At 50.7% G+C, this 18229-nt stretch carries 19 protein-coding genes and 1 pseudogene; 2 read left to right on the forward strand and 18 right to left on the reverse strand.

The window, feature by feature from the left end; genetic code table 11:
• Positions 1-7: 7 nt before the first annotated feature.
• The 6 genes and pseudogenes from LN341_RS08990 to LN341_RS09015 all read right to left on the reverse strand — a co-directional run.
• Positions 8-805, reverse strand: a pseudogene (locus tag LN341_RS08990) (S66 peptidase family protein); the annotation flags it as partial.
• Between the two features lie 143 nt (positions 806-948).
• Entirely contained in the window at positions 949-1506 is a 558-nt protein-coding gene (locus LN341_RS08995; protein WP_234203105.1) for a hypothetical protein, read from the reverse strand.
• A gap of 232 nt (positions 1507-1738) precedes the next feature.
• Positions 1739-1987, reverse strand: a complete 249-nt coding sequence (locus tag LN341_RS09000) for a DUF3297 family protein (protein WP_161456581.1) — start codon at positions 1985-1987, stop codon at positions 1739-1741.
• Positions 1988-2175: 188 nt separating this feature from the next.
• Positions 2176-2583, reverse strand: coding sequence for an MAPEG family protein (locus LN341_RS09005; RefSeq protein ID WP_234203106.1), 408 nt, complete (start codon positions 2581-2583; stop codon positions 2176-2178).
• Positions 2584-2949: 366 nt separating this feature from the next.
• A complete protein-coding gene (locus LN341_RS09010) occupies positions 2950-3363 on the reverse strand; it encodes a hypothetical protein (RefSeq protein ID WP_234203107.1) in 414 nt (137 codons plus the stop codon).
• Positions 3364-3462: 99 nt separating this feature from the next.
• Positions 3463-3726, reverse strand: coding sequence for a hypothetical protein (locus LN341_RS09015; RefSeq protein ID WP_234203108.1), 264 nt, complete (start codon positions 3724-3726; stop codon positions 3463-3465).
• Between the two features lie 96 nt (positions 3727-3822).
• Here LN341_RS09015 and LN341_RS09020 point away from each other — a divergent pair, with 96 nt between their 5' ends.
• Entirely contained in the window at positions 3823-3984 is a 162-nt protein-coding gene (locus LN341_RS09020; RefSeq protein WP_234203109.1) for a hypothetical protein, read from the forward strand.
• 312 nt (positions 3985-4296) lie between these two features.
• On the opposite strand, the gene LN341_RS09025 is transcribed toward LN341_RS09020, so the two are convergent.
• The 8 genes from LN341_RS09025 to LN341_RS09060 form a co-directional block, all read right to left on the reverse strand.
• Positions 4297-4758 carry an SRPBCC family protein gene (locus tag LN341_RS09025; RefSeq protein ID WP_234203110.1) on the reverse strand — a complete coding sequence of 154 codons (462 nt, stop codon included), beginning with the start codon at positions 4756-4758 and terminating at the stop codon, positions 4297-4299.
• A 149-nt stretch (positions 4759-4907) separates the two neighbouring features.
• A complete protein-coding gene (locus LN341_RS09030) occupies positions 4908-5174 on the reverse strand; it encodes a toxin-antitoxin system YwqK family antitoxin (protein ID WP_234203111.1) in 267 nt (88 codons plus the stop codon).
• Positions 5175-5235: 61 nt separating this feature from the next.
• A complete protein-coding gene (locus LN341_RS09035; protein ID WP_234203112.1) occupies positions 5236-5808 on the reverse strand; it encodes a dihydrofolate reductase family protein in 573 nt (190 codons plus the stop codon).
• Positions 5809-6205: 397 nt separating this feature from the next.
• Positions 6206-6754 carry a copper-binding protein gene (locus tag LN341_RS09040; protein WP_234203113.1) on the reverse strand — a complete coding sequence of 183 codons (549 nt, stop codon included), beginning with the start codon at positions 6752-6754 and terminating at the stop codon, positions 6206-6208.
• A gap of 85 nt (positions 6755-6839) precedes the next feature.
• Complete coding sequence (locus LN341_RS09045) at positions 6840-9968, reverse strand: efflux RND transporter permease subunit (protein ID WP_234203114.1); 3129 nt, start codon at positions 9966-9968, stop codon at positions 6840-6842.
• Entirely contained in the window at positions 9965-11674 is a 1710-nt protein-coding gene (locus tag LN341_RS09050; RefSeq protein WP_234203115.1) for an efflux RND transporter periplasmic adaptor subunit, read from the reverse strand. Before LN341_RS09050 ends, LN341_RS09045 begins: the two co-directional genes overlap by 4 nt.
• 19 nt (positions 11675-11693) lie before the next feature.
• On the reverse strand, positions 11694-13064 hold the full coding sequence (locus LN341_RS09055) for a TolC family protein (RefSeq protein WP_234204989.1): 1371 nt from the start codon (positions 13062-13064) through the stop codon (positions 11694-11696).
• A gap of 89 nt (positions 13065-13153) precedes the next feature.
• Positions 13154-13537, reverse strand: coding sequence for a hypothetical protein (locus LN341_RS09060; protein ID WP_234203116.1), 384 nt, complete (start codon positions 13535-13537; stop codon positions 13154-13156).
• A gap of 221 nt (positions 13538-13758) precedes the next feature.
• Between LN341_RS09060 and LN341_RS09065 the strand changes: the two genes are divergently transcribed.
• Positions 13759-14301 carry a hypothetical protein gene (locus LN341_RS09065; RefSeq protein ID WP_234203117.1) on the forward strand — a complete coding sequence of 181 codons (543 nt, stop codon included), beginning with the start codon at positions 13759-13761 and terminating at the stop codon, positions 14299-14301.
• 67 nt (positions 14302-14368) lie between these two features.
• Here the strand turns inward: LN341_RS09065 and LN341_RS09070 are convergent, their stop codons facing one another.
• The 4 genes from LN341_RS09070 to LN341_RS09085 form a co-directional block, all read right to left on the reverse strand.
• Positions 14369-14887: a protein disulfide oxidoreductase gene (locus LN341_RS09070; RefSeq protein WP_234203118.1), complete on the reverse strand. Its 519-nt coding sequence runs from the start codon at positions 14885-14887 to the stop codon at positions 14369-14371.
• A 4-nt stretch (positions 14888-14891) separates the two neighbouring features.
• On the reverse strand, positions 14892-16991 hold the full coding sequence (locus LN341_RS09075) for a protein-disulfide reductase DsbD (protein ID WP_234203119.1): 2100 nt from the start codon (positions 16989-16991) through the stop codon (positions 14892-14894).
• A 60-nt stretch (positions 16992-17051) separates the two neighbouring features.
• Complete coding sequence (locus tag LN341_RS09080; RefSeq protein ID WP_046219791.1) at positions 17052-17432, reverse strand: hypothetical protein; 381 nt, start codon at positions 17430-17432, stop codon at positions 17052-17054.
• 149 nt (positions 17433-17581) lie between these two features.
• Positions 17582-17971, reverse strand: a complete 390-nt coding sequence (locus tag LN341_RS09085) for a DUF805 domain-containing protein (RefSeq protein ID WP_234203120.1) — start codon at positions 17969-17971, stop codon at positions 17582-17584.
• Positions 17972-18229: the final 258 nt, after the last annotated feature.

Genomic DNA, 18229 nt, shown 5'->3' on the forward strand with positions numbered 1-18229 from the left:
GTGGCTATTCACCCAGCACTATCGCTCCAACCTTGTCAAAAACACCACAAGCCTTTAAGTGAGCAAACGATCGTTCAACTGTTTCAATTCCTTTTAATGAGTCTTCAATCATCAGTATGTCACCTGAGTGTATTTCAGGCATATAGCGGCTTCCCCAAATTCCTGCCATGGTATTCAGATTACCGCCAATAATACGCCCTGTGATTTTCCCGCATCCAAGAAAAGTCCATTCATTACTAAAAGCAGGCTTTGCCGTATTTTGTGTTTCCCATTCCAGTTTAACGTCTGTCCAGCGTTCAGGCATGACATATTGATATTCACTTTTCTCTGAGCACAATATATCCAGAAATGACTGAAAAGTTTCATCCACTAAAGGCGGAAACTCACCAAATGAGGCGACTAAAGCGGGACCATAGAAAGTGACAAGACCTGTTTGCGCATAAATACCAAGCAACAGCGCAGTGACATCGGAATAACCAACAATGATTTTTGGATCTTTTCTCAGTGCCTCGTAATCAATGTATGGCAGTAATGAATTACTGTTATTACCGCCAATGGTCGACATAATACATCGAATGCTTGGATCTCGAATAAGCTGATTGAGCTCTTCAGCCCTGGCCTGAATTGATCCAGAACGGTATGAATCTGAACATCCTGTCAATGAACCTTCAACCAGCTCAAACCCCTGTCGTTCCAGGTAGGCTTTCGCTCTTGAAAATCGATGAGGTGCGAATACTGTTGACGGTGATGACGGTGAAAAGAAGCCTATTTTGTCACCAATAGATAACGCTTTCGGGAATATCACAAGTCACTCTCCTCCATGAAGTTAAGCTCACAATAATGCCTGTCGAATGGGTGTGATTCATGCTGTATCAACATCAACTCACATAGAATGAAAACACAACGACCTTTGAATTTTCATGACTCGATCCCTTGCCATACAAGCAGTCACAGTTTTTCTGATAACTTCTTAAGGTACGATTTTGCCAGGTCATGATTGTCACGACTGAGCCACTTGATGCAGTCAAACAGCTCCCAAATTAACCCTTTATCACCATGAGTGTAGACTGGAAAATCTTCATGCTCAGGTGCAGCTTCGTCGGTTAACCGGCTTCCTACGATACCCTTTTTATCGAATAGCACGTTAAACGGTTTGGATATATAAAAGGGTTCACTTAGATCTAAACAATGAATCTCAGCACTTGTCAGATCATTGAATATGTACTTCTTGAAATAGGCATTCTCGTTATGAAATCCGTCGAGACAATAGAAAATATCTTTCCCTGATTCAAAATCTGAAAAACAGGCATCAACAGAGTGATGGCAAAAACCTTGGGTGAAAACGATAATGTCTGCATCCGAAACACGATCACCCGTACCGGCTGCAAGTGAACCCAGCAACACAGCAGCAATCACATGTTCATCCGGGTAAAAAGCGGCACATGCAGAATGAATGAGTTCTTTTTGAAGTGGTAATTGATCGAGTTTCAGATCGTCCTGGTTCAAAATTACCTCCTTTTATATCGCGTCTTAATCAGGGCTAAATAAAACGCATATTGTCACGCATCAATGACATAAACATTTAAGTTTCAGTAAACGCCAAAGGTTTATTAAAAAGTATAAATAACGAGTATGGGAATAAGAAATCGGTCGAGAGGTTTTACAGACAATTGAGAAAACACATAGAGTCAGTAGTTCTCTCACTCTATGTGTTGGATGATAAGCAGTAAGAAACTACTTATTTATAAAAAGCTTCTACTTGGCCTTTCAATTTGATCAGCATTGGCTGACCAAAACGATCTTTTGCTTTCGGTGATGGGATTTTCACCCAACCTTCACTGATGCAATATTCTTCAACATCAGTGCGCTCTTTACCATTCAGACGAATGCCAATATGGTGTTCAAAGCACGCTTCTACATAGTGTGGACTGCGCGGGTTACCGGAAAGATGATCGGGTAAAGCTGGTTTATTGTTCGTATCGCTCATTTTCATGACCTGATGTCTGTACAAAGTGCGCCATTGTAGACAATGCCCGCCCGGTGCTCAACCAGACAGAGGCACTATTTCGACTGTAACTGTACGGTGACTGTCCTGGTAATTACTGTGACGATAGTGGTGGCACCTGACTTATAGCGTCCGTAACACTTGGTTGAGTACAAGCCTGAACGCACAATTTAGTTTAAGAGTAGCGCCCAGGCCCAATACACCGCTATACCCACTTGCACAACAAAGGTGACAAATCTGGCATTAACCGCGACCACGTTCGACGAGGCGACATGGATGCTTGATTGTGCCAGTCGTGCGAGCAAGAACCATGGAGCCAAGGCATCCGTGATCTCAGTTCGACTGGTCACGAGTGCTAAGATCAGAAGTCCACCAAAAATAGGAAAGCCTTCAATGCAGTTCGCATGTGCTCTGGCCAAGCGCTGCATAAAGGGAGGTAAATTCGAATTGTCCGGCTTGAACTCATTGGATCGAATACGACCTTTGATAAGGAAATAACAGCGACAGGCCTCCATGAGTATGACAAGAAAAAGCCCCCAAGAGATGAAGAGTCCAAGAACCAAAGCCGAAGTGCTCATCAGTCAACCTCCTTTATCTTAATGAATGACATGTGCTCCCCCTACACAGGCTTTGTCACACTTGGAAAATCTGAACACAACATCACTGTTGGCCACCTTGTCACAATCCGTCTATAGCATTGGCTTAACCAAATGCCGCTTCAGTATTCACGGCGAGAATCACCAAGACAACCGGTTGACCCACAAAACAATAACGCACTCAAAAATCCTTGAGTCGTTTGTCAGAATCCTACTTGTCATCACAGGAATGGAAACCTGAGATGTCTCAGATAGCAAAGCACTTGGACAGACACATGAAGAAAACAACGTCAGCAGATTACTCTTTAGCGTGTCTGTCCTTGTAATTCCCACTTTGACTTGTTATGCCTAGCAATCAAGGCCATAGTTGTTAACCTCGATTTCAAGCCCAATCGCTTCTTGTAGCACCTCGGTTTTTTCCTTGAACCAATCAAGTGCTTCTTGTTTGAAGGTATTGGATTCAAGGATAGAAAGACTCCCTCCTTTATTTTTGTACTCTACTTCAAGCGCGATCCATCCCATACCTTTAGCACGAGTCATATAGTTGATCGCTACTTTCTCAACTTTGCACAATTCGATAGTAACTGCCTTTTTCTTGTGAAAAAAACCAAATCGATTTGAATCATGCCAGCCTATAAGGTGCCAAAATTTACCTTCCTTCGCTGTAGCCTCAATTTCCTCTGGGGCTTTCCAAAGATAGCCCTTTACCTGCATCAACTCTAAGGGGTTCTTTGTTGATTCATCAATCGTAATTATCTTCATAACTATCTCGAGGCATAACGAAAAGCACACGGGAGACGACCCCGCAGCGATTGACATCCCAGCGGCCGCAGGCCGCGAGTGATGCGCCTTGTTAGTTTGCTACACACCCAACGTGATATAGAGTTTAAATTTGGCATAAGCGTTTTCTAATTCACATAATTCTCTTAGAGTACCATGCGTAAAAACTGCGCTCCCCTCTAAACGAACTACAGTATTTTTAATTTTTCCTTGTTTAGCCTTTTCTATGGTTTGCTCCAAAGAGATTGAAAGTGCCTTAACTGAATTTCTTGATATATTGGCTTCGATCTGACGTTCAAGATCTAAAGCCAACTCTTTTACTATTTCAGGTGATATTCGAGACACGCCTTCTCCTTGGCAAAATAATGAATGACATGGACTCCCCCTCATCAGGCACTGCCACACTAAGTAAGTTTGACTGCGAAATTACCGGAGGCCACCATGTCACAATCTGCCTATGGCATTGATTTAGCCAAACATAGCTTCAGTATCCACGGCGAGAATCACCAAGGCAACCGGTTGATCCACAAAACAATAATGCACTCAAAAGTCCTTGAGCCGTTTGCCAGCATCCATCCTATCATCACAGGAATGGAAACCTGAGATGTCTCAGATAGCAAAGCACTTGGACAGACACAAGAAGAAAAAAAACGTCAGAAGATTACTCTTTAGCGTGTCTGTCCTTGTAATTCCCTATAGCTTCAATTTACCCCGCTTTAGAAGCGAAGAAATCTAACAACACACACTTAGAGCCGAAGAGGAAAACAGAACAATTTACATTGAAAATCCACAACGCGTATAACGCCGCAAGCAGCTGCGGCTTTGTAGTGGATTGTTTTACGGTAGCGTAGCGTTTGGCCGCAAAACAAGGAACGGAAAAGCCGTCGGCCTGCCTTGCATTGTTATGCGCATATTTTATGTTGGGCACCCATTTGGAAATTGGTCTCGAACCAAATTGAGTTCGATGCCATGCTCAAGCCACGCTTTGAGTCCAGCAAGAACCATTATATAACCACCTTTAGCATCAACCGCTTTTGGCAATACATTGTCGCAGATTCCGGGAAATCCCCAGTTAGATATTTTGACTAACGTGGCACCATCTCCGATAGTCTCGAAACTCCACTCAACAGTGGTCGGATCTGAGTCCCACTCAACCAATATGCGACGGTTTTCCTCTAGCTCTTTCACTGTGAGAGAATCTCCTACGCCAAACATTTCCCAATCCCAGCGTATTTTCTTGCCGAGCTCGAGTCGCCCACTGCTTTTTGTGAACCAAAACTTCGTAGTGATTTCCGGATTTATGAACGCTTCAAAACAATCAGGAACAGAACGGTGGATAAGCATTTGGGACACTACTACAAAATTATTAGCTTCCATCAAGTAACTCCAAACTATGAGCGTAAAATTGGCTCGGCGCATAACGCCCGGCACAGGGACTGCTTACCCATAGGCGGGTAAACCGTCCCTGTCGCGTGGCTGTTTTCGCGTCGTCTGCTGCCGCTTGCTATGTGATTGTGGTAGCGCGATCATTGCGCGAGATCAACGGTAGCCTTTTGCCCGTTCTTTTTTCCATCTTTCATATCTGTGACTTTATAGACTGCGCCAGATTTATCGTATGTGGTCCATTCTCCGATCTGGATACCGTCTCGATAGGTTCCAGATCTCATTTTGGTGCCGTCCTTACGAAACCACTCCCAATACCCAACTGGAGTATTACCTATCACCTGTCCTTTAGCCCAAATCGAGCCATCTTTATGGTACTGGGTAAACTCTTTTTCAGCTTTCTTAGTCATTTTTCTTGCTCAGTTTTTATTTCGCATAACGCCGCGCTCAGCCGCGGCCTGCAGCGCATTGTTAGGCGGACTCATGCTCACTACTTTTATTTACCTCATATCGTAGCTCGGCCATCCCTACCCCCATTTGCTGAACGGATATTAGACAGAGCGTAGGGCTTAAAACACGACGCGGAAAAAGTGGCTTACCTTTAGCAAGAGTGGCGGAACCAACTTGAATAATTAGCTCGTCCAACAAGCCCGCGTCATAGAACTGGCCAGCCAAGTCACCGCCGCCGACGATCCAAATATTTTTATCTTTGGCAGCAACCTTCATTGCTTCGTGCGCTTTACGTACATCTCCATTTGAAAAATGAATATCTGCGCCATCAATCATTGGTAGCTTGCGACTAGAGAACACCCAGGCAGGTTTGTTGTAAGGCCATGGAGAACCAGTCTCTTTAGCGACCTGGTCTGCATTACGTACCATCCATTCATAAGTTGATGACCCCATAGCCAAGGCTCCAACTTCGGAAATGAACTCTGGATAGCTAGAGCTATTAATATCTCCAAGAGGAAAAAGCCAATCAAGAGAGTCTTCTTCAGTAGCGAGAAATCCATCAAGGCTTGTAGCTGTGTAATATTGTGTTTTCACTATTTCCACCTATTCAATTGTGTTCGCCTAACATTTTATTCAACGACATCAGGTCGTCTATCTCGCTTTTGTATCAACTTCTATGTAACTGATTCACATATGATTTCATCATTCATGTTCGTTGTATCGCCAATCAGCGACAAGTGATTCGAAATAATAAAGCGATATTCTATCGTCTCAGATCTGTTCTTCATCAGACACGCTACCGCCCTTCACATTGAAGTGAATCGCATGATGGAAATTTGACGCTTTGGCATGATATTCAGATATGGCCGCTGTTTCACGCTTTGATGAGGTTTTGATTGCATATCTGTGCGTTGGGACAGGTTCTGCGACGAGAAAAAAGGAGGCAAAGCCTCCTTGAGTAGGTAGCGTTCAAGCTGTTGATAGAGTTGAATTACTGCACCATGATGCTCTTCACCATACCGGCTTCGGCATGGCCGGGGATATTGCAGGCGAGCTCAACATCGGGTTCACCGTGAAAGTGCCAAAGCAGGGTTTTGGCTTTACCCGGTTTCACCGTCACGGTCGAGCCGCTGTCGTGGTCATGGCCCGATGTCATGTTGCGCATCATTTCCCTGTGTTTCAGTTGCTCTTCCATTGAACCGATGGAGAACTCGTGGTCGATTTTGCCCGTGTTCATCACCACAAACTGCACCACATCGTTCGCTTCGATCTGCACCTCTTTCTTGAAGCGGATCTTCATGTCGTCTGACAACATCACGTGAACCACTTTGTCGGGTTTGGCGCCTTTGGCGGGCATGCCGACGGCAGACATGCCTGCCATGTTCATACCATCCATACTCATCCCCGAATGATCCATTTTACTGTGGTCCATTTTTGAATGATCCATCGAACCGTGGCCCATTGAGCCATGATCCATTTCGTCGGCAAGGACAGTCGTCGAGGCCAGTGCCATGATGAGTGCGAGTACTGTTTTTTTCATCTGTATTTCCTTTCTGTTCAGCAAAATAATTCGGATGTGTTGACGTTGGGTCCTTCTCCCGCCAGGCGGGAGAAAGGCCAGAGAATTAACGATTGGGCGCAACTTCGCGTTGCTTCCAGAGCTTGAAAATGGCTGGTAACACCAGCAAGGTAAGGAGCAAGGCAGACGCCATGCCGCCAATCATGGGCGCGGCAATCCGCTGCATGACTTCCGAGCCAGTCCCCGAGCCATACATGATGGGAATTAAGCCGATGATGACGGTGATGACTGTCATCATCACAGGGCGGACACGCAGCCCGGCCCCTTCCCGGATGGCGTCGGTGAGATCCTGTGCCTGCAAGTGATTTTGCTGCTCTTCTGCCTGTAATTTACGCCCGTGCCAGGCCTGATTGAGGTACACCAGCATGATGACGCCAATCTCTACTGCCACGCCTGCCAATGCGATAAACCCGACGCCGACTGCAATCGAGAAGTTGTATTGCAGCAGATACATCAGCCAGACGCCGCCGACCATCGCCAGCGGCAGCGTGGCCATGATGACCAGCACTTCCCCTACCCGACGGAAGCTGAAATACAGCAGCAGCATAATGATCATCAGCGTGACAGGCGTGACCAAACTCAGTTTGGCTTTTGCCCGCTCCATGTATTCATACTGCCCGGACCAGGTCAGTGAATAACCCGCCGGCAAAGACAATTCTCTTGCAACCCGGTCTCTGGCTTCGGCCACATACGAGCCCAGATCGCGATTTTCAATATCCACAAACACCCAGCCGTTGGGACGCGCATTTTCTGTTTTGATCATCGGCGGGCCGTCTTCATAGCGGATATCGGCCACATCGGCGAGGGCAATTCGTGCGCCGCTGGGCGTGACCAGGGGCAGATTCTGCAGTTTCACCACAGAATCCCGGTAATCCTGTGGGTAGCGGACATTGATCGGGTAACGCTCCAGCCCCTCAATGGTTTCACCAACATTCATGCCGCCAATGGCAGAAGCAATCACCTGCTGAACGTCCTGGATATTCAAGCCGTAACGCGCCGCCTGTCGGCGCTTGATATCAATGGTGACATAGCGCCCGCCGGCAACCCGCTCGGCATAAACCGACGCCGTGCCCGGAATCGCGTTGAGAATCGGCTCAATCTGCGCGCCTACCTTCTCAATCACTTTCAGATCCGGCCCGGCAATCTTGATCCCGATTGGGGTTTTAATCCCGGTCGCCAACATATCGATGCGGGTTTTTATCGGCATTACCCAGGCATTGGTCAGGCCGGGAAACTGCACCAGATCGTCGAAGGTTTTCCGCAGTGACTCCGTTGTCACACCTTCACGCCACTGATCACGTGGTTTGAGTTGAATCACGGTTTCTATCATGGTCAGCGGCGCCGGATCGGTCGCGGTTTCCGCCCGGCCAATCTTGCCCCACACGGTTGCCACTTCCGGTACGGTTTTGATCAGCTTGTTGGTTTGCTGTAGCAACTCCCTTGCCTTGCCAATTGAAATACCCGGATAGGTAGTTGGCATGTACATCAGATCTCCCTCATCCAGCGGCGGAATGAACTCACTGCCCATTCTGGAGGCTGGATAGTAGGCTGATGCCAGCAGTGCCAGCGCCACTACAATCACGGTTTTAGGATAACTCAGGCTGAGATTCAGCAACGGCCGATACAAAGCCACCAGCCCACGGTTGGCCGGGTTTTTGTGCTCCGGCAACACCTTACCGCGAATAAAGTAACCCATTAGAACCGGCACCAGCGTAATCGCCAGTCCGGCGGCGGCGGCCATCGCATAGGTTTTGGTGTAGGCCAGCGGCGAGAACATCTTGCCTTCCTGTCCTTCCAACGCGAACACAGGTACAAAGCTCAGGGTAATAATCAGCAACGAGAAAAACAAAGGCGCCCCGACTTCTTCGGCCGCTTTGCCGATTACCTGCCAGCGGTTCTGATCGGTCAGTGGTGTGCGCTCGATGTGCTTGTGGACATTTTCAATCATCACAATCGCGCCATCGACCATCGCCCCAATGGCAATCGCAATCCCGCCAAGCGACATGATATTGGCGTTGATCCCCTGCCAGTGCATCACAACAAAGGCCGCTAAAATACCGACCGGCAAACTGATCGCAATCACCAGAGATGAGCGAAGATGAAACAGAAAGATGGCGCAGACAATCGCAACCACGATGAATTCTTCCGCCAGTTTCTGCCACAAATTCTCAACTGCGGCGTTAATCAGGGTGGAACGGTCATAAGTGGGCACGATCTCAACACCATCCGGCATGCTGCGCTGCAGTGCTGCCAGCTTGGCTTTCACCGCATCAATGACCTGACTGGCATTCTCGCCATAGCGCATCACAATCACACCACCGACCGCTTCCCCTTCACCGTTCAGCTCTGAAATACCGCGTCGCATCTGCGGGCCAATATTGATATCGGCGATATCTCCCAACAGCAAGGGCGTACCCTTGGCTGTGGTTTTCAATGGCAACGCTTTGAGATCGTCAACGCCGGTCAGGTAACCACTTGTTCTGACCATGTGCTCAGCTTCAGCCACTTCGATAACCGACGCACCGACTTCCTGATTGCCCCGCTGAATGGCGCTATTGACCTGCTGGAGCGTTAAACCGTAAGCGCGCAGCTTGGCTGGATCAATCTGTACCTGGTACTGCTTGACCATGCCGCCGACTGTGGCCACTTCTGACACGCCGTTGACGGTTTGCAGTTCATACTTCAGAAACCAGTCCTGCAGACTGCGCAGCTCAGCAAGATCGTGCTGGCCGGTTTTATCCTGCAGCACATAGCTGTACACCCAGCCCACGCCGGTCGCGTCCGGGCCCAGAGTCGGTTTTGCATTTGCCGGCAACTTAGGCGCAACCTGGCTGAGGTATTCCAGCACCCGCGAACGTGCCCAGTACATGTCGGTACCATCGTTGAAAATGATATAAACGTACGAATCACCAAAGAAGGAATAGCCGCGAACCGTGTCAGCACCCGGCACAGCCAGCATGGCGGTGGTCAGAGGATAAGTCACCTGATCTTCAACCACCTGCGGTGCCTGTCCCGGGTAGCTGGTTTTGATGATCACCTGCACATCGGATAAATCCGGCAGTGCATCGACCGGGGTATTTTTGACGCTGTACAGGCCCGCCAGTGTCAGGAACAGGGCTGCGATCAGCACCAGAAACCGGTTGTGCAGTGACCAGCGAATAATGGCAGCTATCATTGCTCACCCCCGGCCGCATCCAGTTGCTTCAGGGTGTAATCGCTGCCGTTGCGTGCAATCAGAAAGCGGACGGTCTGTCCTTCGGTAAACGCAGACAGATCGATACTGTCATCCACAGTGAAGTTCATTTCGCCCGGCTGCCATTGCCATTCGGGCACCGCTGCGTGAGACAGGGTGATCATGCCGAACTCTGCCATTAGCATGGTAATCTCGCCTTGTACCCAGATATCCCGGGCGGCAGCCTGATCCTGCACCTTGTAATCCACCACCTGATACTGGCCGGATTCTAACTTGGCAATTTCGAACTTTAGTGTCTGTCCTGCTTGCAGCGGGGCCATTTCCAGACGGTCTGCCAGGGTGAAATTCATCACCATGCCCGGCCAGTCCCATTCAGGTACCGGCTGATGATTGATCGTCAGCATCTGGTGATCAGCCATCACCTCGGTAATTTCACCGGTCGCCCAGACGGTGGCCTGTTCAGGCTCAATCCCGTTAATCCGGGCCAAGTCGGCCGACTGGCTGGATTCTGAATCCAGCAAGAAGTGAGCCGAGGTCACAACGCGATCCTGCAAGCTTAACCCTTGCAGAACTTCAATGTATTCTGCCGCCTGACGTCCCACCGCTATACGTGCAGAACGGTATTTCCCCTCACCTTCAGACAGCACCACGCGCGTCATCCCGCCGGATCGAATCACCGCAGAGGCCGGAATCGTCATCACCGCTTTGTCTGTCTCAGGCTCCAGCACAATATTGGCGAACATATTGGGTTTGAGCTCGCCCCCTGCATTGCTGAAATTCAACCGCATCCGCAAAGTGCGGGTGGCTGGGTCAAGAATGGGGTACACATAATCCACCTGCCCCTGCCACGTTTTACCCGGCAGAGCGTCCAGCGTCATGGTGGCTTGGCTGCCTGCCGTAATCCAATGTGCCTGGCGTTCAAACACCTCGGCATCGACCCAGACAGTATTCAGCGGCCCGGCACTGATCACTGACTGCGCCGGTGACAGATACGCCCCTTCACGGACATCCAGGCTGGCGATCACCCCGTCCGCCGGCGCCTTCACTTTCACAGTCTGCAGTGCTTTACCACTTCTGGCGATGGCCTGAATTTGTGCCTTATCAACCCCTAACGTCAGCAAACGCTCATAGGCGCCTTTGAGCAGGCCATCGCGTTTGGTGCGGTATGCATTCAAAAGCTCTTCCTGCGCTTTAACCAGTTCCGGCGAATACAGGGTGAACAGCACATCCCCTTGCTTGACCTGCTCACCCACCGCATTGATGTAGAGGTTCTCCACCCAACCGCTGACCCGCACGTTGATTTGCCACAAGTGCCTTTCATCAAAAGCGACATAACCGACAGTTTCAATTCTGGGCGTCAGTGGCTGAACAGACACAGCGGCTGTTTTCACGCCGAGGTTATTCTCCACCGCCGGATCAATACGAACCGTGCCCGGTTTACTCTTCGCACCGCCTTGGTCTTCTTCATAAACCGGGATCAAATCCATCCCCATCGGCGACTTTCCCGGCTGATCCCGCCGGTAGTTCGGGTCCATTGGTGCCACCCAGTACAACGGGGCTTTCACTTTATTCTCTGAGGAATCGCTGCTGCTGGCTGACTGCGCATGACCGCTGAGGTATTGACTACCGACATAGCCCATTGCACTACCCACCAACAACGCCATTAACGTGATTGTGATTGTTTTCATGATGATTCTCCTTGATCTGTCAGTGGCGTGGCGCTGGCTTGAGCAATGACGGGGCGATGGACTGTAAAGCCTCTCCGCCCAGCAAAAACGCCAGATTGCTGCTGGTCAGGCTGAGATCGACCGTTAAACGTGCCCGCTCCAGCTCCAGTGCCAGTTCATCGCTGGCGGCATTGATCACATCACTGAATTGCGCGGTGTTATTTTGATAGCCACGTTCCACGGCCTGAGTCCTTTCTTTCGCCTGTGGCAGTAAACTGTTCTGATAACGTGCCAGCCGCTCGGCCAGGCTCTGTCTGTCGGCCAGCAAGGCATTGACCCGGGCGTTCATCTGCGCAAGGAGTAAATCTTTCTGAGATTTGGCCGCACCCACCTGATAGTGCGCAGCGGCGCGGTTTCTGTCCTGCCGGTTGTCCGTAAACAGCGGAAGATCCACCGTCAGATAAGCACTGAGCAGATCCGAAGCCGGTTCACCCCGCATGTTATTGGCCTGCCGATAGCCATACATGACTTCGACCGCAAACTGAGGCTGATAGGCTTCGCCCGCGATATCAGCCTGGGTCTGGCTGGCTAAGATCGCCGCGTCCGTCATTGCCACCATCGGGTGCTGAACCAGCAACGGGTAAAACTGACGCGTGCCATCGTGCGACTTCAGCACAGCATCTAACGCTGCCCCGTCGAGCTGATAACTGGCAGCCAGTGAAGCATTCGCCGACAACCACTCCGCTCCCAGCCATTCAGACATCTGCGAGATCAATTTACGCTGGGTCTGTCGGCTGGCCTGAAGCTTATCGTCCAGCCGGCTTACCTGAAGCTGCGCCTGAAGTAAGTCCTGAGTTTCACTTTTGCCAATCGCATAATTGGTCCGGATAAACCCAGCCATTTCTGACATCAGGCGCTGATTTTCCCTGAACACACGTTCGGCATATTGCTGATAGCCCAATTCAAGCCACAATTGGGTGATGCTGTTGGCGACTTCCCTTTGCCGGGCCTGAATTTGCCAGTCCACGCCTTCGGCTTGCTGACGCGCTTTTCTGGCCAGCAGTTCGAGCGTGTCTCCGCGCTCGAACTGCTGCATCAGCCCGACTGAAATATTGGTCATGGGATCCTCGTCAAACTGAAAGCTGTCTACTGGCAAGCCACCGACACCGACTTTCAGTTTGGGATCCATTTGAGTGGCACTGGCAACCGCCGTTTCACGTAACGCACTGGACTGCGCAGCGAGCTGTGCCTGACTGGCGTCATTGCGTAAAGCCAGCGCGATCAATGATTGTAGCGTGTCCTTCCGGGCAGAAACGACAAGTGTGTCTGCGGCCCAGGCCGTAGCCTGCCATGCCGGGGACAGCCAGACGGCACTGAGACTCAGCGCCAAAGCATACAACTGTTTTTTCACCGTATGATCCATTCTGTTTGCTGCCGAAAAACGGCAGAAAAACGATACTCACCGTCGATTCACGGCGAGACAACTTGCGAAGAATGGATTCAGGCGATTGGAGGACGGTAAAGAGACTGAGCCGTGTACACCACAGAAACAACGCTCTCTGCGGGTCTTAAAGCAAACTGGCTCTTCAGAGGAAAAGGTTGATACTGAACGGGCAGCACAAAAGCTGTACTACAAGTTGCGGTACAACAGCTGTGAGCCATGGTCATCTCATGATCGCAACCAGATGGCTGCTGCGCGCTGTGTTCGGCGTGTTCCGTGTCAGCCGTGTGAGACATACCGGCACAATGAGGTTCAGCCGTGACCATGCTGTCACTCAACATACTGAAGGTCATGAAAGGCGTGCTATTGACCACACTCGATACGATGAGTACCAGTGAGGTCAAGAAGGTTAACCAGATTGTCCGGTGCGATTTCCGACGCATAACCAGCCTATAAATGTCTGAACGGCTACACCCTAAAGCTTTCCCTTAGGGGAAGGTCAATACGGGTGGGCTTTCTCTCATAAAAAAATGATACCTGTGGCAAAAAAGATCAATCACACCCCACAGGCACTTGGGCCTTTTTCTGCACTTTCTTATCCTTGCAACAACTGCGGCGTCCGTCTGGTCATACTAAAGAGAGTGTAGCTACCGGATTTCAATCAATGCGCAAATGGTCAGTGCCTACCTGGATACTCGTCGCCACAGGGCTGTTGCTCAATATCGTTTCGGCGCTGATGACCAACGTTTATATCGATGGTGCAACAGTCGATGCGAATCAACTCGTCCAACAGCAAAACAACAATGAAAAGCTCATCAGCCTGACCTGGCAACAGATTGAAGGGATTGAAAGAAAACGGGAACTGGTGCTGAACTTAGTCTCAATCAGTGAGTTAAACAACGCGCCTCTTCCCGTACCGGTTGAGCAAGAAATACAGGATCAGCTGGCACCATTGCACAATGCAGCATTGTCCGGTCTGGCAACAGACAAACTGCCAGGACTCATGGCTGCCTTCAATACCGAGCAGGAAGGGTACAGAGAAAAGATCAATCAGCTCTATATCGATAATCTCTCAATGGCAGAGAAGCACACCCAACTGATGACACACATCTCCGGGTTAAGAAATCTCGCGCTATTTCTGCAGATCATTGGGCTGGCGCTGATTTTAGCCAGAGATCTCAGCCGTCGGCAGGATGTGTCCCGATAGCAAAAAGCCTGCCGACCGAAGCGGCAGACAGGCTTTCAAATCGATGCACCTCAGTTGAACCCAAGTCTCAGCTCAGCCAGATCCTTGCCAGTAAGCCCGGTGGTGTGGTGATGCCACTGGTGATAAAAGTGACCTTGCCATCACGGACAATGAACACGGTTGGCGTAAACGCCACACCCCATTCCCGGCCCAGCACATTTTTTTCATCATTCACATTCTGAAAATCCAGCCCTTTATGGGCAAAATACTGCTGCAGCTTTTGATCAGTACCGGAGGTCAGAGAAATACCCACGGTTGGATAATACTGACTCAGCCAATTGACACTCGGGGTGACAAAGCGGCACACGCCGCACCAGGTGGCCCAAAAATACACCACCACAGGCTGCGCTTGACTGAGCGCCGCGATATCAACCGGCTCACCCTGTATATCCAGCGCTTGCAGGGTAAAAGGCGCGTCATCTGGCACGGACTGGCTCCGCCAGAGATCGACTCCGACGGAAACGACTGTCAGCAGCACAGTAAAAAAGAGGATTTCTTTCAGCCACTTTTGCCATTTCCCCGGGCGTTTTTCGTTCTGTTCACTCACTGGTTTATCCTCCCTGAGCCTGTTGAATGGCAAGCATCACATCCTCGCTGGTGTAAATCACAGGTAACGCAATCCCCTGAGGCGCACCCGGACCGTAAACAATATTAAATGGCACGCCAAACCGGCCATTGGCCTGCAAATAGGCAGTCACGGCATCATTCGGAATGGTCCAGTCTCCCTGCATTCGCACCAGACCGGGCTGCTGAATGGCGTCATAAACCGGTTGCTGCAGCAGAACGCGAACCTTGTTGGCTTTACAGGTGATGCACCAGTCTGCGGTTACATCGACAAATACGGTGTTGCCCTCGGCCACCTGCTGACTGATATCAGCAACATTCAGCGGCTGCCAGCTTGGCTCCGGCGGCAAAGGTGTCGCCCACTTAGCCGCGGTCAGACTGGCGGTGAGCAGGGCCGCAGCGCTGAACAGTAAAAACACGCTGCTCAGTACGCCCACTGGCCTGCCGCCAAACACCTTGACCGAACGCCACACAATCAGGCTCATACCCGCAATCCCCGCCAGCCAGAGTAACCAGACAGGCCAGTGTGGTGCCAGCAGCGTCAGCAGCCATAGTGTTGTCGCCAGCATCATGAGCCCGAACAGGACTTTCATTTTGCCCATCCAGGCACCCGGCTTGGGTAACCATCGCACCATGAACGGGAACAAGGCAATCGCCATCCAGGGCAGTGCCATGCCCAGCCCCAGACCGGTAAAGATCACAGCCAGATTGCCCACACTGCCCGCCAGTGCAAAAGCGACCGCCGTACCGAGAAACGGCGCGGAACAGGGCGTGGCAAGGAAAGTAGCAAACATGCCTTGCGCATAGTGCCCGGCATAGCCTTTGCCGCCTTTGGTGCCGAGCCAGGTATTGATACCCGACGGCAGGCTGATGGTGAACAACCCCAGCATATTGGCACCAAACATGAAGGTCACCAGGACCATCACGGCAAGGAAGGCCCCGCTCTGGAACTGGATCCCCCAGCCGATAGCCTGACCAGACAGCTTCAGCGCCACCAGTGCCAGTGCAATCAGCCAGAATGCGCTGATGATCCCGCCGGCCGAGGCCAGAAACTGCAGTCGGATTTGTCGCTTTTCCTGCTTTTCTGCTGTCAGCACAGTCGAGAGTTTCATCCCCAGCACCGGCAGCACGCACGGCATGATATTGAGGATCAGCCCGCCCAGCAGTGCCAGGCCGAACATCACCAGCAAACCATGACCTGTCTGAGCGCTCATGATGCCGCTTTGCACCTGGACACTGTGCTCAGACAGCACCGCATTGTCTGTCACGGTGACCGTGAGCGCTTGCTGGGCGAGATCCGGCTGACCGAACCAGCTCGACACGCCTATCTGCGCCGTCAGGGTTTCCCCCGCTATGCTGATGTCCGGACGCGAGAAATGGCTGTCTCTGACCGCATCAGAATCGCCATCAATGAACAGATCAGGCTTGTCCCAGCCTTGTGCATTGCTCAACACCAGTTGCAGTGTGCTTTGGTCCGCATCCCAGATCGCAGACTCGATCACTGCCAGCGAAGAGGCTTGCGGCACAGTGCTCAACGCTTGCGCATAGCGGCGCATGTCAGGCTCTGAAGGGGTCAGCTTGGATGGAATAAAGGACAAATCAATCGGATAATCGGTGATCACACAGACCGTCGAGCACGAAGACAGACTCAGAGTCGCCAGCAAAATCACTGGCTGAGAAAAATCTTCCGTCTTGATGGTCATCGGAAAAATGACATCCTCAGCATAGCCGATGGTTTCCACACCGAGTACGTCATACCTTTGCGGCACAGGCCACTGCCAGTCCAGCTCAGCAATATTCGCTGAATCCTGCCAGTTGATGCTGGGTGCCACGCCCCCTTCTCCGGGAGAGCGCCAGTAGGTTTTCCAGCCCGGTTGCAAGCGCACTTCCAGATAGCCAGCCACAGTGCCATTCGCAGCATCTGTCTGCCCGGTTAACACAAAACGTGTTTCAACCGGCGGATGATGAGGGTCGCTCAGCCAGCCCGTAGTGACAACTGATGCCTGGGCAACAGACATCCACAACAGGCACATCCATAGCCCGCTGCTTGCCAGCCATTTGATGGTCAATCTTTGATTTTTTTGCATTGTTTTTCCTAAGTAATAAATACACAGACTTTTTTGGCATCACGCCAGGTCGCCTGTGTGTCATTCCCGGAAAATACACAGTGTCAGGTGAATACGCCTTTTGGGGACTTTCGGATCGCGGGACGGGGGCGGAGACAGGCAGCCTGTACCGAACAGACCGGCCAGCATCAGCGTCAGTAACAAAATGGGGATCAGGAAGAGCGTATCAAGCTGCTGAAACTTCAGCTGCAGCAGCTGTTCCGATAAATCGCATTCAGAGGAATCTGCCGTTGCTTCATGTTCAGCCAAGTCACTCAAAGAAAGGATTTGCACGACTTCAACCGATTGATTCGGGCAAAGCGTCAGCACAGCCGTGTTTTTCGACAGACACACGAACACCACCCAGACGGTTAACAGTAACGCCCAGTGTGCTAAGGATTGTCGTCGGAAAAAATGCTGCATGATCGATTGTCTGTCCCGAAGCCTGACCCGTAAAACGCTGATACCGCTGACTTAGGTGTCAGCCGTATTCAGATAAAAACAATAGGAAAATACCACGAAATCGCCTCAGGGAAACCTGCAGAATGTTACCAGGCATGTCCGGCTGATACTTACATCGCCATATGCCCCATGCCCGTCTCATCTTTCGGATTCGGGCCATGTTCATTGGTGCCGGGCTGTCCCGCTCTGGCGAAGAAAAAGAGCAGGACAACAAAGCCGATGACCGGAATCAGGCTCAGCAACATCCACCAGCCAGACTTGCCAATATCATGCAGGCGCCTGACCCCGACCGCAACAGAAGGGATCAATACTGCCAGCGAGTACACACCGCCCAGTAATCCTGTTCCTTCCCCTGTACCCGGTGTATTGAGCAGATTATCTACAATACCCAGCGCCAGCGTGATGACCAGGTTGATCAAAAAGAAATACCAGTACTCTTGTCGCTGCGCACGGCCTGTGAAGACCGCGTACTTTCTGAGTGCGTACAAATACCAGTTCATGCTCGCTCCCTTGGCTTGGAGGCTGTCAGGTAAATTTTGCAGGTGACCAGGGTCAGTTACACTCAAGTATAGAGTCAGATCACAAATTTATAGTTTTTCTCTTTTGATAATCAGGAAAGCGATGGGGTTCACACCCTTCAAACAGAACGGTCCCTGCGCAGTTAAAGCTGAGATCAAGCGCAAAGTCTGTTCACTGTGACGCGCTACACTCAAAGTATCCTCATGATTCATCAATAGAAGAATCAGACGACTCCACTT

The organism is Photobacterium sp. TLY01 (assembly GCF_021432065.1).
Classification (GTDB): Bacteria; Pseudomonadota; Gammaproteobacteria; order Enterobacterales; family Vibrionaceae; genus Photobacterium; species Photobacterium halotolerans_A.